The following is a 23,850-nucleotide window of genomic DNA, read 5'->3' on the forward strand; positions in this document are numbered from 1 at the left end:
GTATGAACTGGCTGCTGGATCTTACTCCCGACGAATGGAACGCGGTCCGGCTGTCGATCAAGGTGGCGACCGTGGCGATGATCGCCAGCCTGCCGCCGGGCGTAGCAATCGCCCTTGTGCTCGCCCGCGGCCAGTTCTGGGGCAAGACGCTGCTCAATGGTCTGGTGCATCTGCCGCTGATCCTGCCGCCGGTGGTGACCGGCTATTTGCTGCTTTTGACTTTCGGCAAGCGCGGTCCGGCCGGGGCTTTCCTGGCCGAGCATTTCGGCATCGTTTTTTCCTTTCGCTGGACGGGCGCCGCGCTCGCCTGCGGGGTAATGGGTTTTCCGCTGATGGTGCGGGCGATCCGGCTGTCTATCGAGGCCGTCGACCGCAAAATCGAGGCGGCCGCCGGCACGCTTGGCGCCAATCCGCTATGGGTATTCGGCACGATCACCCTGCCGCTTATCCTGCCCGGCCTGATCGCCGGTGCGATCCTCTCCTTCGCCAAGGCGATGGGCGAATTCGGCGCGACGATCACCTTCGTCTCCAACATCCCGAACGAGACGCAGACGCTGCCGTCGGCGATCTATACTTTCACGCAGGTTCCCGGCGGCGACGCCGGCGCGCTCAGGCTGACGCTGATCTCGATCGTCATATCGATGGCGGCACTCGTGGCCTCGGAAGTGCTGGCGCGGCGTGTCGGCCGGCGGATGGACATCGAATGACGGTTCAGGTCGACATCAGCCACCGGCTTGGCGGTTTCGCCGTCAATGCCCGCTTCGAGAGCGCCGGGCGGCTGACTGCGCTGTTCGGGCCTTCCGGCTCCGGAAAGACGACGCTCATCAATTTGATTGCCGGGCTGATCCGCCCCGACAAAGGCCGTATCGCGGCCGAGGGCCGCGTGCTGGTCGATAGCGACGCCGGCCTGTTCGTGCCGAAACACAAACGGCGGATCGGCATGGTGTTCCAGGATGCGCGGCTGTTTCCGCATATGAGCGTGGGGAGCAATCTGCGCTATGGCCGTTGGTTCACGCCGGCTGCCGAGCGCTACGCGGATATCGATGGCGTGGTCGAACTGCTCGGCATCGGTCATCTGCTCGACCGGCGGCCGGCAAAACTCTCCGGTGGCGAGAAGCAGCGCGTGGCAATCGGCCGGGCGCTGCTTGCCAGTCCGAAATTGCTGCTGATGGACGAGCCGCTGGCGTCGCTCGACGAGGCGCGCAAGGCCGAGATCTTGCCTTATATCGAGCGGCTACGCGACGAGACGAAAATTCCGATCGTCTATGTCAGCCACTCGATCGCCGAAGTGGCGCGGTTGGCGAGTGACGTCGTGGTGCTGATGCAAGGCAAGGTCGCTGCTTCCGGTCCGACCGGAGCGATCATGCAGCGTCTGGATCTATTGCCGGCCGAAGAGCGCGGCGAGGGCGGTGCCGTGCTGGATACCGCGGTTCTGCGCCACGACGAAGCCTTTGGCATGACGGTGCTAGGCTCATTGGCGGGCGAGATCCGGGTGCCGCTTCTGGCAACGCCAGTCGGTGCGCCGGTGCGCGTCCGCATCCGAGCCCGCGACGTGATGATCGCCACCGAGCAGCCGGTTGGCCTCAGCGCGCTCAACATACTGCCGGGCACGATCGTGGCGATAGAGCCGGGCGAAGGGCCTACGGTCGAGATTGGCCTCGACTGCAATGGCGCAACTGTGCTTGCCCGCATCACCGAACAGTCGCGGCAGACGCTGGGGCTTCGGCTTGGTCGACAGGTCTTCGCCGTGGTCAAGACGGTGAGCTTCGACCGGGCGAATACCGGCGCCGGCTTGCCGGCCGAGGCGGATGGGTGAACGGCCGATGATTCGCTATATCGTTTGGGAATAGCGGTATCGCCGCAGAACTTGTAGAATAGCGTGACCGCGGAGGAGCAAATGCCGTCGCTGAGTTTGCGGATAAATCTCGATCCGGATGGCCGCATCGGGCCGGGCAAGATCGAGCTTCTGGAACAGATCGCCGCCTTCGGCTCGATTTCCGCCGCGGCGCGCGGCATGGAGATGTCCTACAAGCACGCATGGGATCTGGTCGAAGACATGAACCGGGTGTTCGGTAAGCCGCTGGTTGCGGCACAGACGGGCGGCAAAAAAGGCGGTGGCGCCCAGTTGACGTCGGTCGGGCTTGCTGTGATCAGCCGCTTCCGCGCCATCGAGCGGGCTGCGTCTTCAGCAGCGGCGGCGCATATGGAGGCGCTGCAGGCCGAGATCGACGCAGCGTGAACTCGGCGGAATTCATGCCGCGCTCGATCCCTGCTACTCCTCCGGCTCGCCCGGCTTGCGCAGCAGATAGGTGTCCATGATCCAGCCTTTTTTCCGGCGGGCCTCCTCACAGGTGCTCACGATCTTGTCGCCGACGTCGCCAATCCGGCCCGAGATGACGATCTCGTCGGGGGTGCCGAGGTAGGCGCCCCAGTGGACGGTGACGTCCTTGTCGTCCAGCGTGTTGAAGGCGCATTTGCCGTCCAGCATGACGATGGTGCTGCCGGCGTTTTCGGGCAGACCTTCCTCGGTGAGCCGGCGGCCGGTGGTGATCAAAATGGCGTCGCCGATTCGGTTCAATGCCATTTTGTGACTGGCGGCGAGTGCCTGGATGGCGGTGATGCCAGGGATGACCTCCAGCTCGAACGCGATATTGCCTCTGAGGCGCACGCGATCCAGGATGCGCAGCGCGCTGTCGTAGAGCGATGGATCGCCCCAGATCAGGAAGGCGCCGCAGCCATCTTCGGGGAGTTCGTCGCGGATCAGGCCTTCGTAGATCACGGCGATCGCTTCGTGCCAGTCGTCGACGGTCGAGCGGTAGGAAGGCGCCGGTTCGGCGCGCACCGGCAACTCGAATTCGACACGGCGGGAGTTCGGATTAGTGACGAAGCGGTCGCAGATCTGGTGGCGCAATTCGGCGAGGTCGCTCTTCTTGGCGCCCTTGTCGGGAATGAACAGCACGTCGGCCCGATTGAGGCCGTTGATGGCCTGGACCGTCATGTGCTCCGGATTGCCGGCGCCGATGCCGATGACGAGAAGCTTGCGCATGGGCGAACTCCTGCCCGATCGGAACCGGCGTGTCTAGACCGACACGACATGCCGGCAGGCGCCGGCGCATTTGCCGAAAGGCTTTGAAACGCCACATTGAACAGCTAGAGTCCTGTTGGCATTCTCGCCGGGGGAGTTTCCATGTTCCGTTACGTCTTGACCGCAGCCTTGGCGCTCTCGGCTACGCCTGCGCTCGCCAATGATTCGGTCGCCGAACTCGGCACTGGTGGGCTGATCCTTTCGCGCAGCGATGCGGTGGCGATGGAAAGCGAGGATCTCTACATCTCGCCGGAAAAGGTGACGGTCGACTACGTCTTCCGCAACAACACCGACAAGGATGTCAATGCGATCGTCGCCTTTCCGATGCCCGACATCGAAGGCGACCCCGAAGAAATACCGGCAATTCCGGAGGCGCAGAGCGACAATTTCCTCGGCTTCGAAGTGACGATCGACGGGGTGCCGGCAAAGCCGCAGCTCGAGCAGAAGGTGTTCGCGCTCGGCATCGACATCGGCGCTGACCTGAAGGCGCAGGGCGTGCCGTTCTATCCGTTCGGCGATGCGGCCAAGGCAGCGCTGGCAAAGCTGCCGCAAGCGGTCACCGACGACTGGGTCAATCGCGGCATCATCATCGAGGACACCGCCGACGACGGTTCGGGCATGAAGACCGTCTATACGCCGTTCTGGCAATTGCGCTCGACCTATTGGTGGCGCTCGACCTTTCCGGCCAACAGGGCGGTCCATGTCTCGCATCGCTACAAGCCGAGCGTCGGCGGCACCTCCTCGGTCAGCTTCTTCTATGACGGCCAGTTCCAGGGCCAGTATGCCGCCTACAAGACACGCTACTGCATGGACGATGCCTTCGAGAATGCCGTGCGCAAGGCAGCCAAGGACGATCCCGACGGCTATCCCAAATATTTCGAGAACCGCATCGCCTATATCCTGACCACGGGCGGCAACTGGGCCTCGGGAAACATCGGTACGTTCAAGCTGACCGTCGACAAGGGCGATCCGAAGAACCTGGTCTCGTTTTGCGGCGAAAACGTCAGGAAGATCGGACCGACGACGTTCGAGATGAAGGCGCAGAACTTCTACCCCGAGCACGACATCGACATATTGCTGCTGGAGCCATCCGATGGCGGGAACGGCGGCTGATGGATCTCGCGATTTATGTCGCCATCGCCGAGAACGGCGTGATCGGGCGCGAGGGTGGGTTGCCGTGGCGGCTTTCCACCGATCTCAAGCGGTTCAAGGCCGATACGATGGGCAAGCCCATCATCATGGGTCGCAAGACCTATGAAGGCATCGGCCGGCCATTGCCGGGCAGGCTCAACATCGTGGTGACACGGGACAGGGCATGGCGCGCCGAGGGCGTCGAAGTCGCGCATTCGATCGAGGACGCGATCGCGCTGGCGACGGTGCGCGGGCGCTGCATGGCCGGCGCCGACGAGATCTGCGTCATCGGCGGCGGGGAGATCTACGCTCAGGCGCTGCCGTTGGCTGATCGGCTGCACGTGACCCATGTTCTAGCCGCGGTCGACGGCGATGCCCATTTCCCGCCGATCGATCCGGCGCTGTGGCGGATCGTCCGCTCGCAAGACGTGGCGGCTGGCGAAAAGGACAGCCATGCGACACGCTATTCGGTTTACGAGCGGCGCCGCGACGTGCATTGAAGACGACAAAGCGTCGCGACAGGTTTAAATGGACCCAAAAGGCGGACAGTGGCGGCAGCCGATCGCGTTGAAAGCGTGCCGTCGCATCCCTATAGAAGAATAATATTGGATTTTGCGCCGGTGAGCCGGCGCTTGAGGGAATTCCAAGCGAAAGGACATTCATGCCCTGGAACGACAAGAGCGGCGGCGGCGGCCCGTGGGGCGGCGGCAACAATCAGGGGCCTTGGGGTCAGGGACCCAAGGGACCCAGCGGCCCGCAGGGCTCGCCTCCCGATCTCGAGGATATCATTCGGCGCGGGCAGGACAGGTTGCGGCGCGCGCTGCCGGGCGGCGGTGGCGCGAGCCCGGCCGTGTTCGGGCTGATTGCCGCGGCGCTGGTGGTGCTATGGGCGTTCAAGGCGGTCTACACCGTGCAGCCCGACGAAGTTGCGGTCGAGCTCAGGTTCGGCAAGCCGAAGGCGGAGCTCTCGCAGCCTGGCCTGCATTTCCATTGGTGGCCCATTGAAACGGTCGAGACCGCCAACATCGCCGAGCAGCTTGTCAGCATCGGCGGCGGCAGTTCCAGCGGCAATGGCCTGATGCTTTCCGGCGACCAGAACATCGTCAATGTGCAGTTCTCTGTGGCCTATCAGGTCTCCGACCCTAAGGCCTATCTGTTCGACGTGTCCGACCCGGACGGCATGCTGCAGCAGGTCGCCGAAAGCGCGATGCGCGAAGCGGTCGGCCGGCGCCCGGCGCAGGACATTTTCCGCGACGACCGGCAAGGCATTGCGGCGTCGGTGCGTGAGATCATCCAGACGACGCTGGACGGCTACAAGGCCGGCCTCAACGTCAACGCAATTTCGATCGAGGACGCCGCGCCGCCGCGCGAGGTGGCAGACGCGTTCGACGAGGTGCAGCGGGCCGAACAGGACGAGGACAAGTTCGTCGAGCAGGCCAATCAGTATTCCAATCAGAAGCTCGGGCAGGCGCGCGGTGCGGCCGCGCAGATCCGGGAAGACGCGGCCGCCTACAAGAACCGGGTCGTGCAGGAGGCCGAAGGCGAGGCGCAGCGCTTCATCTCGGTCTATGACGAATATGCAAAGGCGCCGGAAGTGACGCGCAAGCGGCTCTACCTGGAGACGATGGAGAGGGTGCTGAAGGATTCGAGCAAGGTCATCGTCGAGCAGGGCAATGGGCAAGGGGTGGTTCCCTACCTGCCGCTGCCGGCATTGCAGCAGAAGGCGCCGGCACCGGCCACCGGAGGAAACCAGTGATGGCCAACCGTCTTCCCGTCATTGCGGTCATCGCCGCGGTCATCCTGTTCCTGCTCTATTCGTCGGTCTTCGTCGTCAATGCGCGCCAGCAGGCGCTGGTGCTCAGGTTCGGCGAAATCGTCGACGTCAAGAACCAGCCGGGCATCTATTTCAAGGCGCCATTCTCCTTCTTCGATGCCGACACCGTGCAGCTGATCGAAAACAGGGTGCTGCGCTTCGACCTCGACAACATCCGTGTCCAGGTTTCGGGCGGCAAGTTCTATGAGGTCGATGCCTTTATCGCCTATCGTATCTCGGACCCGCGTGTGTTCCGCGCCGCGGTCTCCGGCCAGATCGAACTGGCCGAGGCCCGGCTGAGGACGCGTCTCGACGCCGCCTTGCGCCGCGTCTATGGCCTGCGAGACTTCGAGGCGGCGCTCTCGGAAGAGCGCGCCGTGATGATGCGCGAGGTGCGCGATCAGCTGAGGCCCGATGCCACCTCGCTTGGCCTGCAGATCGAGGATGTCCGCATCCGCCGCACCGATCTCACGGCCGAAGTTTCGCAGCAGACCTTCGACCGCATGAAGGCCGAACGTCTCGCTGAAGCCGAGCGGCTGAGAGCGCGCGGCAACGAGGCAGCGCAGCGGATCAGGGCTCGCGCCGACCGCGAAGTGGTGGAAATCGTCGCCGAAGCGCAAAAAGAGTCTGAAATCCTGCGTGGTGAAGGTGAAGCCCAGCGCAGTGCCACGTTTGCCGGTGCCTATCAGCGCGATCCGGCCTTCTTCGATTTCTATCGGTCGATGAATGCCTATGGCACGGCGCTGAACAGTACCGGAACGACGATGGTGCTGTCGCCGAATTCCGAGTTCTTCCGCTTTTTCCGCGACCCGAACAGCAAGGAAACGCCTGCGGCACCGGCGGCACCACCGCCTGCCGCTCCCGCCGCACCGGCGGCACAGCCAGGCACCGGCCAGTAGGGCCGGTGCAGGGGCGCCGGCGTAACGGAGGATTTATCCTCTGGCCGTAGCCATAGCCGCAAACGTGCCTTATTTCTTGCCAACATGACGCGGACCGGCATTTTTGCCGAAGCGGTTTTTTCAGAACACCCGGAGGCCTTTCGATGACATCCACCACCCTTCTGCGTGCAGCGAGGCGGACGTTCATCGCCGGGGCCGCTGCGCTTCTGGTCGGCGCCGTTGCCGTTCCCTCGTTCGTGGCGCCGACGATGGCAGCCGACGGGCCGCCCTCGGTTGCCGATCTCGCCGCCGGCCTGCTTGGCGCCGTGGTCAACATCTCGACGTCGCAGACTGTTAAAGGCACTGAGGGGCCGGGCGCAGTGCCGATGCCGCAGCTGCCGGAAGGCTCGCCTTTCCAGGACTTCTTCGACGATTTCTTCAAGAACCGTGGCGGCGACAAGGGCGGCGGCGGGCAAAAGGTGCAATCGCTGGGCTCCGGCTTCGTGGTCGACGCCGAGCAGGGCATCGTGGTGACCAACAACCACGTCATTGCCGATGCCGACGACATCGAGGTGAATTTCTCCGATGGGGTGACGCTCAAGGCGACGCTGGTCGGCACCGACACCAAGACCGACGTCGCGGTGCTGAAGGTCGATCCGAAAGGGCACAAGCTGACGGCTGTGAAGTTTGGCGATTCCAACAAGATGCGTGTCGGCGACTGGGTAATGGCGATCGGCAATCCGTTCGGTCTCGGCGGCACGGTGACGGTCGGCATCGTCTCGGCGCGCAATCGCGACATTAATTCCGGTCCCTATGATGATTTCATCCAGACCGATGCCGCGATCAACCGCGGCAATTCAGGTGGACCGCTGTTCAACAGCAGCGGCGAGGTCATCGGCATCAACACGGCAATCATCTCGCCGTCGGGCGGCTCGATCGGCATCGGCTTCTCGATCCCGTCGCAGCTTGCCACGGGCGTCGTCGACCAGCTTCGCCAGTTCGGCGAGACGCGGCGCGGCTGGCTTGGCGTGCGCATCCAGCCGGTGACCGACGACATTGCCGAGAGCTTGGGCATGGCGACCGCCAAGGGCGCGCTGGTCGCCGGCGTCATCAAGGGCGGGCCGGTCGACAACGGCACCATCCAGGCCGGCGACGTCATCATCAAGTTCGACGGCAAGGACATCCATGAAATGCGCGACCTGCCGCGCGTCGTGGCGGAGAGCCCAGTCGGCAAGGCGGTCGACGTGATCATCGTGCGCAAGGGTGTCGAGCAGACCGTCAAGGTGACGCTCGGCCGGCTCGAAGACGGCGAAAAGCTCGCCAGCGGCGGTGAAAACGGCAACACCGACCAGGACGACGCCGACAAGGCGCCTGCGGTTTCGACGGCTTCCGTGCTCGGCATGACGATCGGCGAGCTCAACGACGAGACGCGCACGAAATTCGGCATCGCCGCCGACATCTCCGGCGTCGTCGTGACCGACGTCTCAAAGGATTCGGCGGCGGCCGAACGCGGCATCCAGCCGGGCGAGGTGATCACCGAGATCGCGCAGGAATCGGTCGCAACGCCCAAGGACGTCATGGACCGGATCGGCGCGCTGAAGGAGCAGGGGCGCAAGAACGCGCTTTTGATGCTGGCGTCGAAGACCGGCGAGCTGAGGTTTGTGACAATCCGGATGGATTGAGTCCGGAAGAGCCTGCAACACTCTGATGTTGAAAGGAAAAGGGCGGCTAGCGGGCCGCTCTTTTTCTTGCCTGCCAGTCTGTGCGTGACAGCCTGTAGAAGACATGTCGCCTGAGTGCGGTGTGGTTGTCCGGAACACCTGGATAGTTGAAGTCGGAGGCGGGGTCGGCGATCATGCCCAGGCGCTCCATGACGGCAGTGGACCGGCTGTTATCCTTGACTGCGAAGGACACGATTTCGTAGAGGCCAAGTCTTTCAAAGCCATAGGTGAGCCAGGCTTCGGCTGCTTCGGTGACATAGAAGCGGCCCCAGAATTCGGGTGCCAGCCGCCAGCCGATCTCGATCGTGCCGGGCGGCAGGAATGGCAAATGATCCGTTCGGGTTATGCCGACGAAGCCGATGCATTCACCTGTGGCTGCGATCTCAGCGGCCGCGAAGCCGAAGCCGTCGCGATCGATAGCCACGCGCAACTCCTCCATCTTGGCGTCAGCCTGGGCGCGGTCGCGGCGAAACGGAAAGAATTCCATGACCAACTCGTCGGAATTGATGCGATGGAAGAGCTCGCGGTCACGATCTTCCCAGTTGCGCAGGATCAGGCGCTCGGTGCAGATCGGCGTCATTCGACAAATTCCTCCCGGCGATAACCCTGCAGATAAAGCAAGGCGGTGAGGTCGCCGTAGTCGATGCGGATCTTTGCCGCGGCTGCCACGGCCGGCTTGGCATGCAAGGCGACGCCGATGCCGGCAAGACGGATCATGTCGAGATCGTTGGCGCCATCGCCGACGGCAATGGCATCGGCAGGTGTCAGGCCGAGGCGGCCGGAAATCTCGATAAGGGCTTCGGCCTTGGCGGCGCGGCCGAGGATCGGTTCGGCGACCAAGCCGGTGAAGCGGCGATCCTGCTCGATCAGGCGGTTGGCGCGATTTTCGTGAAAGCCGAGCAATGCCGCGATGCGGCTGGTGAAGATGTCGAAACCACCGGAGATCAGCGCCGTCCAGGCGCCGCGGGCCGCCATCGTCTGGACGAGCGTGCGGCCGCCGGAGGCAAGCGTCAGGCGATTGTCGATGATGCGGTCGATGATTGCGGCATCGAGACCCTTGAGCAGCGCTACGCGCTCGCGCAAGGCCGGCTCGAATGCGATCTCGCCGTTCATCGATCGCGCGGTGATGGCGGCGACACGATCCTTGACGCCGATCTCGTCGGCAAGCTCGTCGATGCATTCCTGGTCGATCATCGTCGAATCCATGTCGGCGATCAGGATCTTCTTGCGCCTGTTCTCAGCCGGCTGGACGGCCACGTCGATCGGTTCGGAAGCAAGCGCGGCATGCAGGCGCGCCGTTATTTCGGAAGCGTCGGCGGTCTCCGGCAAGTCGAGCTCGCAGGCGATGTCTTCGGCCAGCCAGCGAACAGCGCTTGCGCCGACCGACCGCGAGGCCATATTCGCTAGCGTCGGCGTCAATGCGCGGCCAGCGGGATGGGATAGAAGCGTGGCGATCAGCGGCATCGAAAATTCCAGCGGACAGGCGGGCGAAGGCCGCCTGAAGAACGCGATCCTGATAGCCGGGCCGACCGCCAGCGGCAAGTCGGCGATCGCACTCGACCTCGCCGAGCGCAATGGCGGTGTCATCGTCAACACCGATTCCATGCAAGGCTATTCGGTGCTCGACGTGCTGACGGCGCGGCCAGGTCCTGCCGAACTCGCCCGCGTCCCTCACTTTCTTTATGGACACGTCGATCCGTCCACCGCCTATTCCACCGGCGCCTGGTTGCGTGATGTCACGAAGCTGATGGACGACGGCACGCTCTCGGAGCGGCCAGTGATTTTCGTCGGCGGTACCGGGCTTTATTTCCGGGCGCTCACGGAAGGTATCTCGGAGATGCCCGACATTCCGAAGTCGATCCGCGATCGCTGGCGCTACGAACTCCAGGAACAGGGCGCAGTGAGATTGCACCGCATCCTGTTGCGCGAGGATTCTGCGGCCGGCATGATGCTGAGGCCGACGGATGGCCAGCGCATCGTGCGGGCGCTGGAGGTGCTCGACGCATCGGGCCGTTCCATCCTGGAATGGCAGGCCGCGCGTGGCCGGCCGTTGATCGACAGGAGCAGCGCGCGCTTTTTCGTCATCGAGCCGGAGCGAGCGGCGCTGGTGGAGCGGATCGATGCCCGCTTCGACAGCATGCTGGACAAGGGGGCACTGGACGAGGTGAAGCAGCTTTCGGCGCTCGGCCTCGATCCCGACCTGCCGGCGATGAAGGCGATCGGTGTTCGCGAGCTCCAGGCCGCGCTGGCCGGCGCCATCAGTTTTCCCGAGGCCATCGAGCGCGCGAAGATCGCGACGCGGCAATATGCCAAACGGCAGACGACCTGGTTCAGGCACCAATTGGGCCCGGAATGGCGGAGATTGCGTCCGGGTGAGGGGATCGACTCGATGCCCTCACCCCCTCCTTCGAGCGCAACCTGAAAAGTCGACACCGAGGGGCCATTTCGCGTTGAAGTTGTCCAGGTTAACTGTCCGTAAGTTCCCGCATGCCATAAGATCGATAGGAACTTTCCAACGGGGAGCAGATGCGTTTCCACAAGGCGGAATCAGCCTTTTTCGTCTTTATTTTTGTGATCCTGGCCGCCGGCCTGGTGACGCTTTACGCCTATGGGCTCCTGCAAACCTTGGCCGCCGACATTAGCAATACGCCTTCGGAACTCGATGAAATCATCTATCTCAACAAGCTGCTGTTTGTGACCGGCGTGCTGCTGGCGACTGCGCTGTTCTTCGGCATTTTCTTCATCTACCCGCTGATCCGAAAGCAGGCGACGGAAGAAGGCAAGCTGCGTGCCATGACCGTTTCGCTCAGCGCGCGTTCAGAGACGCTGGAGCATGCGGCGCTCACCGACAGCCTTACCGGCATGCAGAACCGGCGCTACTTCGACGATGCGCTGAAGGAATATCTCGAAGAGTTCCGCCGCATCGAGAAACCAGTCGGGCTGATGATCCTCGACCTCGACCATTTCAAGCAGGTCAACGACAGCCACGGCCACGATGTCGGCGACGAGGTGTTGCGGGCGGTCGCCAACTGTCTCAAGGACATGACACGCTATCACGACGTGGTGGCGCGCCTCGGCGGCGAGGAGTTCGCGGTGGTCACGCCCAATATGGATGCCGAGCTGCTATCCAAATTCGCCGAGCGCATCCGCAAGGCGATCGCCAACATGTCGGTGCTGACAGGTAATGTCCGACTGAAAATCACCACCAGCGTCGGGCTTGCTGTCTGGGATCGCAAGGAAACCGCCGAGGAGTTCTATCGCCGCGCCGATCGCCAGCTCTATGAGGCGAAGAGGCAAGGGCGCAACCGCGTCTGCGCCTGAAATTCCGTCGTCAAATTCGTGATGTGGAAATTCGTGATGCTGGCCGTCTGGTATCCTTTTTTGCGTTTCCGGTGCACGCAGACCGACGTCACCCAGTCAAGCTGAGATGCTGCCTTTGTGGGGCTTGTCGGAAATAGAGGTGTTGCCGTGACTAAATCCGACCTCTCAGATCGTTATCGGGGCTATATTGCATGTCTAAACAAGCAGGATTGGCCAAACCTGGGGCGGTTTGTCCATGATGAAGTGACCCACAACGGTCGCAAGCTCGGATTGTCCGGCTATCTCGAAATGTTGGTGAGAGACTTCGACCAAATTCCGGACCTTTACTTCGACATTCAGCTATTGGTTGCCGATCCGCCTTATGTAGCGAGCCGGCTAAGCTTCGACTGCACGCCAAGGGGAATGTTCCTTGGGCTCGATGTGAGCGGGAAGAGAATTTCGTTTGCCGAGAACGTATTCTATGAGTTTCAGAGAGGGAAAATTCGCGAGGTGTGGTCAATTATAGACAAGACAGCCATCGAAGCTCAGCTGTAATATCTGCGAGCGCTGCCTAAAAGTCGCTCGGCTCGATCATTCTGGCGGACGCAGCCCGAAGGTCGCCGGCTTGAGGCCGTATCGCAAGTCGAAATCGTCGTTCCGCTGGGTGCGTGCGGCCGACGGCTTGCGATAGTCCGAATCGCCGGCCTGCCGGCCCGGATCGACGACTTCCGCGAAAGGCATTGCCTGCTGTGATTTCGGCATGTTGCGCAGCCGTTCGACGATCGCCACTAGGTCGACCTCGTCGCCGGTTTCGGACGGCAAGGCATTCTCGCGTTTGGCGGTGCCTGGGATCAAATCCTCGGAGAGTTTTTCGAACTTCATCCGCATCGTCGTCGCCACGCCTTCTCCGAAGGCGATGGCCTCGCGCTGGCCCATGGAAGACAGGAACGCCAGCGTCGAGGCCGAGGAATCGGCGATCGCCGAGCGGATGATCGCCTGGTCCTGCTCGTTGGCGAGCCGCATGGCAAAGAACGTCGAGCACTGCGACAGGATGGTCGGGTCGAGTTCGCCCGGGCGCTGGGTGACGACGCCGAGATAACAGCCATATTTGCGGCCTTCCTTGGCGATGCGCGACAGCGCGTGCCGCGTAGGCGCGAAACCGAGGCGCGGATCGGCCGGCATATAGCGATGCGCTTCCTCGCACAGGAAGAGCAGCCGCAAGCGGCCTTCGCTCCACAATGCCAGGTCGAAGGCCAGCCGCGCCAGCACCGAGCAAACGGAATTGACCACCTCGGACGGCATGCCGGCCATTTCGAAGCAGGTTACCGGGCGGCCGTGATGCGGCACGCGGAAAATGTTGCCGATCGTCTCGTGGATGGTGTCCTCGATCAGGCGCGAGTTGAACATGAAACGGTAGCGCGGATCGGATGCCGCCAATTCGATACGTGCCTTCAGTGACTTGAGGGTCGGGCGATCGTTCTTGCTTTCCAGCAATCCCATGCGCTCATCGACCAGCTTGATGAGGTCGGCAATGCGATAGGGCACCGGCGCGTCGGCGGTCAGCGCGTCGGTGCTGCGCCGTAGGTAGTTGCCGGAGTTCGGATTGCGGTAGAGGTTCTTGGCCGCGGGGATGAGATCGCGCAAGGCGTCGACCTCTTCCGGGACCGTCTCGCGGCCGCGAAACAGCACCTCGGCAAATTCCTCGAGCTTGAACATCCAGAAGGGCAGGTCGAGCGTCGTCGAATCGACCCTGACGCAATGTTCGGGCAACGACGCGGCGAACTCGTTGTGTGGATCGAGGATGAGCACGCGTAGATCGGGCCGGGCGGCGATCGACTTGCGCAAGAGCAGCGACACGGCGGTCGATTTGCCGACCCCGGTGGTGCCGACAATGGCGAAATGGCGCGCCAGCGTATCGTCGATGGCGATATTGGCGTCGATGGCCTCGTCCTGCGACAGCGTGCCGATGGTGATCGAATGACGACCGGCGAGATCGTAGACGGCCTGCAGGTCGCGGCTGCGGATACGATGGGCAATGGCGCCGATATGCGGGTAGGTTGTGATACCACGGTCGAAGATCGGCTTCGCGCCGGGTTCGGCACCGTCGCGCACCTCGCCGATCAATTCGATGCTGACCTCGATCGGATTCTGGCCCTCGCTGCTCCAGGCACGATCCGACTTGCCGATTTCATAGACAAGGCCGACGGTTCGTGATGTGCCGAGATTGATCGAGATCATCTTGCCGACGCTCCACAGGCCGGTGACCGTGCCTTCGATGTCGTCGGCATAGGCGCTGATGGTGGCGCGCGCGCCGTCGCATTGCACGACATTGCCCAGAATGCGCTTGTCGTTCTGCTCCGCCCTGCGCCGCTCCAGCAAAGTCGGTTCCCCAATGGAGGCTTCGCGTTCAACGAGCATGGACAGGCCGGTCCCTTTTTCCCAAGCGATGAGCCTAGGCGAACGGGGTTAAGTTGGGATGAGGCCGGATGGTGTAGCGGACATTAAGGAGTTTGCGAAAACTGGACGAAACGGTCGTTGCCTCGCAAAAAAATTTCGATATATTGGATTAATGGATGATATAGCGAACGATATATCCTCGACTATCGGCAGAAGGATACACACCGAAAGGGTGGCTCGCAGCTGGTCCCTGGCTGAATTGGCGGAGCGGTCCGATGTCTCGAAAGCCATGCTGAGCACGATCGAGCGCGGCATGACCAGCCCGACGGCGGCACTCCTCGTGCGCATTGCGGCCGCCTTCGGCATGACGCTGTCCACATTGATCGCAAGGGCGGAATTGCAGGGCGGTGGCCTGCTTCGCGAAGGTGACCAGCCGCTGTGGCGCGATCCGGCTACGGGTTATGTGCGGCGGCATCTTTCGCCGGTCTCCGACATGCCGCTCGAACTGATCCGGGTCCAGTTGCCGGCCGGCGCCAAGGTAAGTTTCCCGGCGGCGTCCTATGCCTTCATCAGGCAACAGATATGGCTGATCTCCGGGCGCATCGAATTCACCGAGGGCGACATCGTTCACAAGCTCGAAACCGGCGACTGCCTGGCGCTCGGCGCGCCATCAGATTGCGTCTTCCACGCTCCGGGGCCGGACGCCGCCGACTATCTGGTTGCGTTGGCCAGGCGCTGAGGTGAAGGCACGCCGTCCGAAACGCTCCGACAATGGTGGGCCGCCGCTCGACGACTATGACGGTCCGCCCTGGGGCAAGGGCGATCCCTATGTCTTTCTTGCCTGGCGGACCGCCCATGCCCAGGCATGGAAAGCGCCGAGCCGCGAGATCATGCTCATGCGGCTGGACAAGGCCGAGCGGCTGGGCCTGACCTATGAGGAATACACGCTCGAACTGCTGGAACGCGGGCGACATCTGCAAGAGGAAGACGCCGATCGCATCGCGGAAATCCGCCGGGCCAGGAAGCGGAAGCGGACCAGTCATTTCGACTGACGGGCGGCGAAGGGGAAACCACATGAGTTCGATCGAAATCAGGCCACTCAGCAATACTGACGGAACGCAAAAAATGCTGGCGGATCTGCTGATCGGGACAGTCGCTGCCGGCGGCTCGGTCAGCTTCATGCATCCGCTAGCGCCGGAGATGGCCGCGGCCTTCTGGAGCAAGTCGCTTCAGGCGGCCGCCAAAGGCAAAAGGGCGGTGCTTGGGGCTTGGAACGGCGAGGCTCTGGTCGGTACAGTCACCTTGCTGCTCGACTGCCCTCCCAACCAGCCGCACCGGGCCGAGATCGCCAAGCTGATGACCCGCCTCGATTGCCGCGGCAAGGGCATAGCAACCCGCCTGATGGAGGCGGCGGAAGTCGTTGCCGTGGAGAAAGGCCGCACGCTGTTGGTCCTCGACACGGCAAAAGAGGAGGGGGCTTCCGGCCTCTATGAAAAGCTCGGCTTCACGCTGGCCGGCGAAATACCGGATTATGCGCTGAAGCCGCATGGCGGGCTCACAGCCACCCTCATCTACTGGAAACGCATTGGTTCAGCCTGATCCGGCCCGTGCACATTCGCCGTTGACAGCGGCGTCAAACCAATTCTATTGTCCGCCACCATGAAAAAGGCACTCATTCTCGTAGGAAAGCGCGTGGGCGAGGCGGTGTAACCGCCGGGCGATGACCTCCCATGCGCAAGACACAGGCTCCCTCGGGGGCCTTTTTTATTGCCCGAAACACGACTAAACGACGAGCAATCGCCTGATGGCGAACAGTACGGGACCAGACCGATGAGCAGTGGACAGAATGAGCGGCGCGACATGCCAAGAACTGAAATGCCAAGAACTGAAATGACCGGCGCCGAAATGGTGGTGCAGGCGCTGAAGGACAATGGCGTCAAGCATGTTTTCGGCTATCCGGGCGGCGCGGTTCTGCCAATCTACGATGAAATCTTCCAGCAGGACGAGGTCGAGCACATCCTCGTCCGCCACGAGCAGGGCGCGGGCCATGCGGCGGAAGGCTATGCGCGCTCGACCGGCCAGGCCGGCGTGATGCTGGTGACCTCAGGGCCGGGCGCCACCAATGCGGTGACGCCATTGCAGGACGCGCTGATGGACTCGATCCCGCTGGTCTGCCTGACCGGCCAGGTGCCCACTTCGCTGATCGGCTCGGATGCGTTCCAGGAGTGCGACACGGTCGGCATCACGCGACCCTGCACCAAGCACAACTGGCTGGTGAAGGACGTCAACGAGCTCGCGGCAACGATCCACGAGGCCTTCCATGTGGCAACGACAGGACGCCCTGGTCCGGTCGTCGTCGACATTCCGAAGGACGTTCAGTTCGCCAAGGGTATCTATGTCCCGCCGCAGACGGCGCCGCGCACCAGCTACCAGCCGAAGGTCCAGGGCGACCTGGAAAAGATCAAGGCGGCGGTCGAGCTGATGGCCGGCGCCAGGAAGCCGATCATCTATTCGGGCGGCGGCGTCATCAATTCCGGCCCGGAGGCGAGCCATCTGCTGCGCGAGCTGGTCGACCTGACCGGCTTTCCCATCACCTCGACGCTGATGGGCCTCGGCGCCTATCCGGCGTCGGGCAAGAACTGGATGGGCATGCTCGGCATGCACGGCACGTATGAGGCAAACATGGCGATGCACGATTGCGACGTCATGCTCTGCATCGGCGCGCGCTTCGACGACCGCATCACCGGGCGGCTGACGGCGTTTTCGCCGAATTCGAAGAAGATCCACATCGACATCGACCCGTCCTCGATCAACAAGAACGTCCACACCGACGTGCCGATCATCGGCGATGTCGGGCGTGTGCTGGAGGATCTGGTGCGGCTGTGGCGGGCAACCGCCAAGGCCGACAAGAAAGCGCTTCACCCGTGGTGGGAGCAGATTGCCAAATGGCGCGCCCGCGATTCGCTCGCCTACAAGATGAACCACGAGGTGATCATGCCGCAATATGCCGTCCAGCGGCTCTATGCGCTGACCAAGGACCTCGACACCTACATCACCACCGAGGTCGGCCAGCACCAGATGTGGGCGGCGCAGCACTATCATTTCGAGAAACCGAACCGCTGGATGACCTCCGGCGGATTGGGCACGATGGGCTACGGCCTGCCGGCGGCGCTCGGTGTGCAGATCGCGCATCCGGATGCGCTGGTCATCGATATCGCCGGCGACGCTTCGGTGCAGATGACGATGCAGGAGATGAGCGCGGCGGTGCAGCACGAGGCGCCGATCAAGATCTTCATCCTCAACAACCAGTATATGGGCATGGTGCGGCAATGGCAGCAGCTGCTGCATGGCAACCGGCTGTCGCATTCCTACACCGAGGCGATGCCGGATTTCGTCAAGCTCGCCGAAGCCTATGGCGGCCACGGCATTCGCTGCGACAAGCCGGACGAGCTCGATGACGCCATCAAGGAGATGATCGCGGTCAAGAAGCCCGTCCTCTTCGACTGTCGCGTGGCGACGCTCGCCAACTGCTTCCCGATGATTCCGTCCGGCAAGGCGCATAACGAGATGCTGTTGCCTGACGAGGCGACCGACGAAGCTGTGGCCAACGCGATCGACGCCAAGGGCAGGGAACTGGTGTAGCCTGGTTCGAGGAAGCTGTGCGGAAACAGCGGATTAGCGCAAAAGTTTTAAATCGAGATTCATGTCATGAACGCACAGTTGCAACCGACCGGCTCGGCCTATTTCATCGCCAAGGAGACGGAAAAACCAGAGAACCACACGCTTTCGGTCCTGGTCGACAATGAGCCGGGCGTGCTTGCCCGGGTCATCGGCCTGTTTTCCGGACGTGGCTACAACATCGAGAGCCTGACGGTCTCGGAAACCGAGCACGAAAAGCACCTGTCGCGCATCACCATCGTGACGCGCGGCACGCCGCACGTGCTGGAGCAGATCAAGCACCAGCTCGAGCGCATCGTGCCGGTGCACCGCGTCGTCGATCTCACCGTGCGGTCGCAGGAATTTGGACAGGAGCGGCCACTGGAGCGGGAACTCGCGCTGGTCAAGGTCGCCGGCACCGGCGAAGCCCGCGTCGAGGCGCTCCGGCTCGCCGATGCATTCCGCGCCAGCGTCATCGATGCCAACACCGAGCATTTCATCTTCGAGATCACCGGCAAGGGGTCCAAGCTCGATCAGTTCATCGCCATCATGAAACCGCTCGGGCTCGTCGAGATCTGCCGCACCGGGGTGGCGGCGATGAACCGCGGCCCGCAAGGGATGTAGTCATCCAGCTTGGCTCTGTCTCATCGCTTTGCCACCGATCGCATTGATTTAGGGAAACGGCATGACCTTCGATGCATTCCTTGCTCTGCTGGTTTATGCCTTCGTGACCTCGGTCACGCCGGGTCCGAACAATTTCATGCTTCTGGCCTCGGGTGTGAATTTCGGCTTGGTCAAGACTGTGCCACACATGCTCGGCATCGGCTTCGGCTTCCTCGTGCTGTTGCTTGCCGTAGGCTTCGGGCTTGGCGCCGTGTTGACGGCCTTTCCGGTGCTGCATACCGGGTTGAAGATCGCCGGCGGCCTTTACCTGCTTTATCTCGCCTGGAAGATCGCCATGTCGCGGTCGCTCGGCGGCGAAGGCGAGGCGAAGGGCCAGCCGATGCGCTTCATCGAGGCTGCGGCTTTCCAGTGGGTCAATCCCAAGGCCTGGGTGATGGCGATTACGGCCATGGCCGTCTATACGAACCCGGAGCGCCCGTTTGTGTCCGTGGTGCTGATCGCGGCTGCGTTCGCCGTCGTCATGCTGCCGAGCATTTCGACCTGGGCCGGTTTCGGCATGGCGCTGCGCGGTTTTCTGGCGGATGCGGTGCGGCTCAGATGGTTCAACATCGCCATGGGCGCGATGCTTGCGGCGACGCTGTGGCCGATGCTGCGTTAGCTGCCGTTCTATTGTGCACTGCACATTAAATCTTCGTAATGACGGGTTTTGGCCCTTTTTCGCCTTCGGCATCCTCTATTATCTGGCAAAAGCGCGGCAAGAGGCTGCGAGTTGAGCTAGACTACGGCCACCGGATAGCGGCGTGTCGGATTGAGAGGCCTTTGTCGATGCGCGGAAAGATCGTACTTGCGGTGATCGCTGCAGCCTGCGTTGCGGCGGCGTGGCTCTATCTTTCGCCCAGCGCAATGAGCGATCTTCAGCATCTGCTGTCGGCGAAGCAGACGGCGGCGGACAAACCCGCTGCAGCGGCAAGTGCCGCGCGTTCGACTTCGGTGGTTGCCGCCACCGCCTCGACGGCCGATTTTCCGGTCCGGCGCTATGCCATCGGCTTCGTGTCCTCTCCTGCCGTGGTCAGCATCAACGCACGGGTGTCGAGCCAGATCATCGCAATCGCGGTCAAGGACGGACAGATGGTGAAGGCAGGCGACCTTCTGTTCTCGCTGGACGATCGCTCGTTGAAGGCGCAATTGGCACGTGATCAGGCGACGCTCGCAAAAGATCAGGCGCTGCTTGCCAGCGCCACGGCCGACCTTCAGCGGGCCAAAAATCTTGTCGCCAGGCAGGCCGGCACACAGCAGACCTACGATCAGGCTGTCGCCGCGCAGAAATCCGCAGCGGCCACCGTCGACGCCGACAAGGCAACGATCGATGCGGACCAAATCCAGCTTGGCTTCGCCACGATCAGGGCGCCGATCTCCGGCAGGCTTGGCGCGGCCAGCGTCGCCGTCGGTGATCTCGTCACCACCAGCAACGGCAGCAGCACGTCGACCCCGCTGGTGACGATCACGCAGGTCGACCCGTTGCAGGTGAATTTCAATCTCCCCGAAAGCGATCTTGCGTTACTGCACAAAGCGCTGGCGGCGCCGCAGCAAGGCGCGGTGACGCTGACCAAGGATGGCGACCCGAAGCCGATCGGCAAGGGAACGCTGGATTTCGTGGATTCCAGCGTGGACACGGCGTCCGGCACCATCGCAACACGGGCCAGCGTGCCCAACGCCGATCTTTCGCTGTGGCCGGGCCAATATGTCAATGTCGTTCTCGATGCCGGCATCATGCCGCAAATGACGTCGGTTCCGACGGTTGCCGTCCAGCCTAGCCAGAAGGGGCCGTTCGTCTATGTGATCAAGCCGGACAACACCGTTGAAATGCGGCCGGTGCAGGTCGCGCTGACAGAAGGCGCCAACACCGCGATCAGCCAAGGATTGAAAAGCGGCGAGCGTGTCGTCGTCGAAGGCCAGACCAAGCTGAAGAACGGCGCGGCGGTGCGCGAAGGCAAGGCTTCGACCGGCACCGGCGACCAGGCGGCTCCGAAGGTTGCCGAGGCTGACCGGACGGGCGGAACACAGCCATGATTTCCGAATTCTGCATCCGCAGGCCCGTCGCCACGCTGCTCATGTCGTTCGCTCTGGTTCTGGGCGGACTATTTGCTTACAAATTCCTGCCGGTGGCGGCACTGCCAAGCGCGGAATTTCCGGTGGTCAACGTCTCGGCCTCGCTGCCCGGGGCCTCGCCGGAAACCATGGCGACCTCGGTGGCAACGCCGCTGATCAAGCAATTTGCCACCATCGCCGGCATCGAGTCGATTTCGACGACCAACTCGCTCGGCTCGACCTCGATCGCCATTCAGTTCGTGCTCAACCGCGACATAGACGACGCCGCCGCCGACGTGCAGGCGGCGATCGCACGCACGCAACGACAATTGCCGCCGGAGATGACCAGCCCGCCGAGCTATCGCAAGGTCAATCCAGCCGACGCGCCGATCCTGCTGATGTCGCTGGTCAGCGACACCATTCCGCTGACCGATCTCGATGCCTTTGCCGAGAATGTGATTTCGCCATCGCTGTCGACAATCGATGGCGTTGCGCAGGTTTCGATCTACGGCCAGCAAAAATATGCCGTACGCGTCCAGATCGATCCGACGGCGCTCGCCGCGCGCGGCATCTCGATCGACCAGCTGCAGACGGCCATTGCCTCGGCCAACAGCAACACGCCGCTCGGCGTGCTCAAGAACAACAAACAGCAACTGACGATCACCGCGAACACGCAGCTGACCAACGCGGCGGGATTCTCCAACATCATCATCGCAACCAAGAACGGACATCCGGTGCGGCTCGGCGAGGTGACCCGCGTCATCGATTCGGTCGAGACCACAACGACGGCAAGCTGGTACGACGGCACCCGCGCCATCATCATGGCGGTGCAGCGTCAGCCGGATGCCAATACCGTCGACGTCGTCGACCGCGTCAAGGCGATGCTGCCTTCCTTCGAGGGTCAGATGCCGGCGGCGGCGAGCATCCAGTTGCTCAACGACCGCTCGACGTCGATCCGCGAGGCGGTGGACGACGTGCAGTTCACGCTGCTGCTCACCATCGCGCTGGTGGTGATGGTGATCTTCCTGTTCCTGCGCCGGGTGACGGCGACGGTCATCCCGGCAGTGGCGGTGCCGATTTCGCTCATCGCCACGCTGGGTGTGATGTACCTGTTCGGCTTTTCCATCGACAACGTCTCATTGATGGGGCTGACGCTGGCGGTCGGCCTTGTCGTCGACGATGCCATCGTCATGCTGGAAAATATTTTCCGCCATATGGAGGAGGACGGGCTCTCGGCCCTCGAGGCGTCGCTCAAGGGCGCGCGCGAGATCGGCTTCACCATCATCTCGATCTCGATCTCGCTGGTCGCCGTGTTCATTCCGGTGCTTTTGATGGGCGGCGTGATCGGGCGCATCTTCAACGAATTCGCGGTAGTGGTGACGGTCGCCATCCTGGCGTCGATGTTCGTCTCGCTGACGCTGACGCCGATGCTGTGCTCGCGGCTGTTGTCATTATCGAAAGCCGAGCAGAAAGCAGCGCATGGCGGGGACCACAGACAAAACGTCTTCATACGGGGCTACGATAGGCTGCTGACATTCTGCCTGCACCACAATTTCCTTGTCTTCCTTGTCTTCCTCGTGACCGCCGGGCTGTCGGTATGGCTGATCCAGATCTCGCCGAAGGGCTTTTTCCCGCAGGAGGATATCGGCCAGGTCTCAGTGACGACCATTGCGCGCCAGGATATTTCGTTTGACGCCATGGTGAAGCTGCAGGGGCAAGTGGCGGATGTCTTCACCCATTCGCCCTACGTCGCGCATGTCGGCTGGTCGGCGGGCAGTGGAAGCAATGCGCTCAACCAGGGCCAGCTGTTTGTGCAGCTGAAAGACAAGGACCAGCGACCGAACATCGACAAGGTGCTTTCGGACCTGCGGCGCCAACTTGCCAACGTGCCCGGCATCGAAACCTACATGCAGCCGGTGCAGAACCTGCGGCTCGGCGCGCGTTCTTCGGCGAGTGCCTACCAGCTTGCCGTGCAGGGCCTCGATACCCGCCTGACGAACGTCTGGGCGCAGAAGCTGACGGACGCGATGGCTGCCGACCATGCCGCCTTCACCGACGTTACCAATGACCTGCAGAACAATGCGCTTCAGGCGACGCTGGTGATCGACCGCGACAAGGCGGCGAACCTCGGTGTCGATACCGATACGTTGCGCTCCAGTCTCTATGGCGGTTTCGGCACCCAGCAGGTGTCGACCATCTTCGGCTCGGCCGACAGCTACGACGTGATCATGGAACTCGATCCGAAGATCGAGTGGTCGCCCGAGCGGATGCTGGCCATCAAGGTGAGAACGGCGAGCGGCAGCCTGGTGCCGCTCGGCGCGTTCGCCCGTGTCGATCGGACCGCCGGTGCTTTGACCGTCAACCAGCTCGGCCAGCTTCCGGCTGTGACCATCTCCTACAATCTGCCGCAGGGCGTAGCCCTCGGTGACAGCGTGAGCCACATCAATGCGCTGAAGGAAAAGATCGGCATGCCGCCGACGATCTCGACCACTTTCTCGGGCACGGCGAAGACCTTCCAGGATTCGCTTTCCAACCAGGGACTGCTGATCGGCGGCGCGATCCTCACCATCTATATCGTTCTCGGCATGCTCTATGAGAGCTTCATTCATCCGCTTACCATCCTGACCGGGCTTCCGTCGGCGGTGCTTGGCGCGCTGGTGGCACTGCGGCTGGCGGGGATGGACCTGTCGGTGATCGCGGTGATCGGCATCCTGATGCTGATCGGCATCGTCAAGAAGAACGGCATCATGATGATCGACGTGGCGCTCGAGCTCAGGCGCGAGGGGATGTCGCCTGTCGAATCCATCCACAAGGCCTGCCTGATGCGCTTCCGACCGATCATGATGACCACGCTTGCGGCGCTGATGGGTACCATCCCGATCGCGCTCGGCACCGGTGCCAGTGCGGAACTGCGCCAGCCTCTCGGCGTGGCGGTGGTCGGCGGTCTGGTCGCCTCGCAGGCACTGACGCTGTTCGTCACGCCCGTCATCTACGTCTATATGGAGCATTTTTCCGGCTGGCTGGTCAGCCTGTGGGCGCGGCGCCTGGGCGAGCCGATGCCGGTCGAAGCGGTCGACCAGCCGTCACTGTTCGACGAGGAGGAAGAACCAGTGCCGCAAAAGGCGGCAGCCGAATAGCGCTGGCCCAAGCCGTGGT

At 62.7% G+C, this 23,850-nt stretch carries 23 protein-coding genes; 19 read left to right on the plus strand and 4 right to left on the minus strand.

The features are described from left to right. Positions 1 to 2 precede the first annotated feature (2 nt). The 3 genes from modB to NKJ12_RS15200 all read left to right on the plus strand — a co-directional run bounded on the left by modB (position 3) and on the right by NKJ12_RS15200 (position 2,239). Entirely contained in the window at positions 3 to 707 is a 705-nt protein-coding gene (gene modB, locus NKJ12_RS15190; RefSeq protein WP_254818937.1) for a molybdate ABC transporter permease subunit, read from the plus strand. Then, a complete protein-coding gene (gene modC / locus NKJ12_RS15195) occupies positions 704 to 1,816 on the plus strand; it encodes a molybdenum ABC transporter ATP-binding protein (RefSeq protein ID WP_352703553.1) in 1,113 nt (370 codons plus the stop codon). Before modB ends, modC begins: the two co-directional genes overlap by 4 nt. An 81-nt stretch (positions 1,817 to 1,897) precedes the next feature. Continuing rightward, complete coding sequence (locus NKJ12_RS15200) at positions 1,898 to 2,239, plus strand: winged helix-turn-helix domain-containing protein (protein WP_352703556.1); 342 nt, start codon at positions 1,898 to 1,900, stop codon at positions 2,237 to 2,239. Positions 2,240 to 2,272: 33 nt separating this feature from the next. Here NKJ12_RS15200 and cobF read toward each other — a convergent pair whose 3' ends face one another. Continuing rightward, complete coding sequence (gene cobF / locus NKJ12_RS15205) at positions 2,273 to 3,046, minus strand: precorrin-6A synthase (deacetylating) (protein ID WP_352703559.1); 774 nt, start codon at positions 3,044 to 3,046, stop codon at positions 2,273 to 2,275. A gap of 141 nt (positions 3,047 to 3,187) precedes the next feature. Between cobF and NKJ12_RS15210 the strand changes: the two genes are divergently transcribed. The 5 genes from NKJ12_RS15210 to NKJ12_RS15230 all read left to right on the plus strand — a co-directional run bounded on the left by NKJ12_RS15210 (position 3,188) and on the right by NKJ12_RS15230 (position 8,589). After that, positions 3,188 to 4,198 (plus strand): DUF4424 domain-containing protein, encoded by a 1,011-nt coding sequence (locus tag NKJ12_RS15210; RefSeq protein ID WP_352703561.1) that lies wholly within the window; start codon positions 3,188 to 3,190, stop codon positions 4,196 to 4,198. Further along, positions 4,198 to 4,716, plus strand: a complete 519-nt coding sequence (locus tag NKJ12_RS15215; protein WP_352703563.1) for a dihydrofolate reductase — start codon at positions 4,198 to 4,200, stop codon at positions 4,714 to 4,716. Before NKJ12_RS15210 ends, NKJ12_RS15215 begins: the two co-directional genes overlap by 1 nt. A 161-nt stretch (positions 4,717 to 4,877) precedes the next feature. After that, positions 4,878 to 5,972, plus strand: a complete 1,095-nt coding sequence (gene hflK / locus NKJ12_RS15220) for an FtsH protease activity modulator HflK (RefSeq protein WP_023676693.1) — start codon at positions 4,878 to 4,880, stop codon at positions 5,970 to 5,972. After that, a complete protein-coding gene (gene hflC, locus NKJ12_RS15225) occupies positions 5,972 to 6,928 on the plus strand; it encodes a protease modulator HflC (protein ID WP_352475325.1) in 957 nt (318 codons plus the stop codon). Before hflK ends, hflC begins: the two co-directional genes overlap by 1 nt. Before the next feature lie 143 nt (positions 6,929 to 7,071). Then, positions 7,072 to 8,589 (plus strand): DegQ family serine endoprotease, encoded by a 1,518-nt coding sequence (locus tag NKJ12_RS15230; RefSeq protein WP_352703565.1) that lies wholly within the window; start codon positions 7,072 to 7,074, stop codon positions 8,587 to 8,589. Between the two features lie 46 nt (positions 8,590 to 8,635). On the opposite strand, the gene NKJ12_RS15235 is transcribed toward NKJ12_RS15230, so the two are convergent. Then, complete coding sequence (locus NKJ12_RS15235; protein WP_352703567.1) at positions 8,636 to 9,208, minus strand: GNAT family N-acetyltransferase; 573 nt, start codon at positions 9,206 to 9,208, stop codon at positions 8,636 to 8,638. After that, positions 9,205 to 10,092 carry a phosphoserine phosphatase SerB gene (gene serB / locus NKJ12_RS15240; protein WP_352505645.1) on the minus strand — a complete coding sequence of 296 codons (888 nt, stop codon included), beginning with the start codon at positions 10,090 to 10,092 and terminating at the stop codon, positions 9,205 to 9,207. Before serB ends, NKJ12_RS15235 begins: the two co-directional genes overlap by 4 nt. On the opposite strand from serB, the gene miaA reads away from it, so the two are divergent. The 3 genes from miaA (at position 10,082) to NKJ12_RS15255 (ending at position 12,483) form a co-directional block, all read left to right on the plus strand. Beyond that, positions 10,082 to 11,050, plus strand: a complete 969-nt coding sequence (gene miaA / locus NKJ12_RS15245; RefSeq protein WP_352505673.1) for a tRNA (adenosine(37)-N6)-dimethylallyltransferase MiaA — start codon at positions 10,082 to 10,084, stop codon at positions 11,048 to 11,050. The genes serB and miaA overlap by 11 nt on opposite strands. A 104-nt stretch (positions 11,051 to 11,154) precedes the next feature. Further along, a complete protein-coding gene (locus NKJ12_RS15250) occupies positions 11,155 to 11,949 on the plus strand; it encodes a GGDEF domain-containing protein (RefSeq protein WP_352505646.1) in 795 nt (264 codons plus the stop codon). Between the two features lie 147 nt (positions 11,950 to 12,096). Further along, positions 12,097 to 12,483, plus strand: coding sequence for an ester cyclase (locus NKJ12_RS15255; RefSeq protein ID WP_352703571.1), 387 nt, complete (start codon positions 12,097 to 12,099; stop codon positions 12,481 to 12,483). A gap of 36 nt (positions 12,484 to 12,519) precedes the next feature. Here the strand turns inward: NKJ12_RS15255 and NKJ12_RS15260 are convergent, their stop codons facing one another. Beyond that, positions 12,520 to 14,346, minus strand: a complete 1,827-nt coding sequence (locus NKJ12_RS15260) for an ATP-binding protein (protein ID WP_352703573.1) — start codon at positions 14,344 to 14,346, stop codon at positions 12,520 to 12,522. A gap of 151 nt (positions 14,347 to 14,497) precedes the next feature. Here NKJ12_RS15260 and NKJ12_RS15265 point away from each other — a divergent pair, with 151 nt between their 5' ends. The 8 genes from NKJ12_RS15265 (at position 14,498) to NKJ12_RS15300 (ending at position 23,831) form a co-directional block, all read left to right on the plus strand. Beyond that, the gene (locus tag NKJ12_RS15265; RefSeq protein ID WP_352703575.1) at positions 14,498 to 15,064 is read left to right on the plus strand and encodes a helix-turn-helix domain-containing protein; all 567 of its coding nucleotides are present in this window, start codon (positions 14,498 to 14,500) and stop codon (positions 15,062 to 15,064) included. Between the two features lies 1 nt (position 15,065). After that, positions 15,066 to 15,377: a hypothetical protein gene (locus tag NKJ12_RS15270; protein ID WP_254818924.1), complete on the plus strand. Its 312-nt coding sequence runs from the start codon at positions 15,066 to 15,068 to the stop codon at positions 15,375 to 15,377. A 22-nt stretch (positions 15,378 to 15,399) separates the two neighbouring features. Continuing rightward, on the plus strand, positions 15,400 to 15,924 hold the full coding sequence (locus NKJ12_RS15275; protein ID WP_352703577.1) for a GNAT family N-acetyltransferase: 525 nt from the start codon (positions 15,400 to 15,402) through the stop codon (positions 15,922 to 15,924). A 291-nt stretch (positions 15,925 to 16,215) separates the two neighbouring features. Then, complete coding sequence (locus NKJ12_RS15280; protein WP_352703681.1) at positions 16,216 to 17,967, plus strand: acetolactate synthase 3 large subunit; 1,752 nt, start codon at positions 16,216 to 16,218, stop codon at positions 17,965 to 17,967. 66 nt (positions 17,968 to 18,033) lie between these two features. Then, on the plus strand, positions 18,034 to 18,606 hold the full coding sequence (gene ilvN, locus NKJ12_RS15285) for an acetolactate synthase small subunit (RefSeq protein WP_023676680.1): 573 nt from the start codon (positions 18,034 to 18,036) through the stop codon (positions 18,604 to 18,606). 61 nt (positions 18,607 to 18,667) lie between these two features. Next, positions 18,668 to 19,264, plus strand: a complete 597-nt coding sequence (locus NKJ12_RS15290) for a LysE family translocator (RefSeq protein WP_352703580.1) — start codon at positions 18,668 to 18,670, stop codon at positions 19,262 to 19,264. Between the two features lie 167 nt (positions 19,265 to 19,431). After that, the gene (locus tag NKJ12_RS15295) at positions 19,432 to 20,676 is read left to right on the plus strand and encodes an efflux RND transporter periplasmic adaptor subunit (RefSeq protein WP_352703582.1); all 1,245 of its coding nucleotides are present in this window, start codon (positions 19,432 to 19,434) and stop codon (positions 20,674 to 20,676) included. Continuing rightward, complete coding sequence (locus NKJ12_RS15300) at positions 20,673 to 23,831, plus strand: efflux RND transporter permease subunit (protein WP_352703584.1); 3,159 nt, start codon at positions 20,673 to 20,675, stop codon at positions 23,829 to 23,831. Before NKJ12_RS15295 ends, NKJ12_RS15300 begins: the two co-directional genes overlap by 4 nt. The last annotated feature ends 19 nt before the right edge of the window (positions 23,832 to 23,850 follow it).

The sequence above is a fragment of the Mesorhizobium sp. M0195 genome, assembly GCF_040322115.1.
Lineage (GTDB): Bacteria > Pseudomonadota > Alphaproteobacteria > Rhizobiales > Rhizobiaceae > Mesorhizobium.

Coding starts and splice junctions, on each gene's coding strand:
- NKJ12_RS15265 (WP_352703575.1), top strand. CDS start 14,498: ATGGATGATATAGCGAACGATATATCCTCGACTATCGGCAGAAGGATA.
- NKJ12_RS15200 (WP_352703556.1), top strand. CDS start 1,898: ATGCCGTCGCTGAGTTTGCGGATAAATCTCGATCCGGATGGCCGCATC.
- NKJ12_RS15290 (WP_352703580.1), top strand. CDS start 18,668: ATGACCTTCGATGCATTCCTTGCTCTGCTGGTTTATGCCTTCGTGACC.
- hflK (WP_023676693.1), top strand. CDS start 4,878: ATGCCCTGGAACGACAAGAGCGGCGGCGGCGGCCCGTGGGGCGGCGGC.
- NKJ12_RS15210 (WP_352703561.1), top strand. CDS start 3,188: ATGTTCCGTTACGTCTTGACCGCAGCCTTGGCGCTCTCGGCTACGCCT.
- NKJ12_RS15275 (WP_352703577.1), top strand. CDS start 15,400: ATGAGTTCGATCGAAATCAGGCCACTCAGCAATACTGACGGAACGCAA.
- modC (WP_352703553.1), top strand. CDS start 704: ATGACGGTTCAGGTCGACATCAGCCACCGGCTTGGCGGTTTCGCCGTC.
- hflC (WP_352475325.1), top strand. CDS start 5,972: ATGGCCAACCGTCTTCCCGTCATTGCGGTCATCGCCGCGGTCATCCTG.
- NKJ12_RS15250 (WP_352505646.1), top strand. CDS start 11,155: ATGCGTTTCCACAAGGCGGAATCAGCCTTTTTCGTCTTTATTTTTGTG.
- NKJ12_RS15215 (WP_352703563.1), top strand. CDS start 4,198: ATGGATCTCGCGATTTATGTCGCCATCGCCGAGAACGGCGTGATCGGG.
- ilvN (WP_023676680.1), top strand. CDS start 18,034: ATGAACGCACAGTTGCAACCGACCGGCTCGGCCTATTTCATCGCCAAG.
- NKJ12_RS15230 (WP_352703565.1), top strand. CDS start 7,072: ATGACATCCACCACCCTTCTGCGTGCAGCGAGGCGGACGTTCATCGCC.
- modB (WP_254818937.1), top strand. CDS start 3: ATGAACTGGCTGCTGGATCTTACTCCCGACGAATGGAACGCGGTCCGG.
- NKJ12_RS15235 (WP_352703567.1), bottom strand. CDS start 9,208: ATGACGCCGATCTGCACCGAGCGCCTGATCCTGCGCAACTGGGAAGAT.
- NKJ12_RS15295 (WP_352703582.1), top strand. CDS start 19,432: ATGCGCGGAAAGATCGTACTTGCGGTGATCGCTGCAGCCTGCGTTGCG.
- NKJ12_RS15300 (WP_352703584.1), top strand. CDS start 20,673: ATGATTTCCGAATTCTGCATCCGCAGGCCCGTCGCCACGCTGCTCATG.
- serB (WP_352505645.1), bottom strand. CDS start 10,092: ATGCCGCTGATCGCCACGCTTCTATCCCATCCCGCTGGCCGCGCATTG.
- cobF (WP_352703559.1), bottom strand. CDS start 3,046: ATGCGCAAGCTTCTCGTCATCGGCATCGGCGCCGGCAATCCGGAGCAC.
- NKJ12_RS15260 (WP_352703573.1), bottom strand. CDS start 14,346: ATGCTCGTTGAACGCGAAGCCTCCATTGGGGAACCGACTTTGCTGGAG.
- NKJ12_RS15280 (WP_352703681.1), top strand. CDS start 16,216: ATGACCGGCGCCGAAATGGTGGTGCAGGCGCTGAAGGACAATGGCGTC.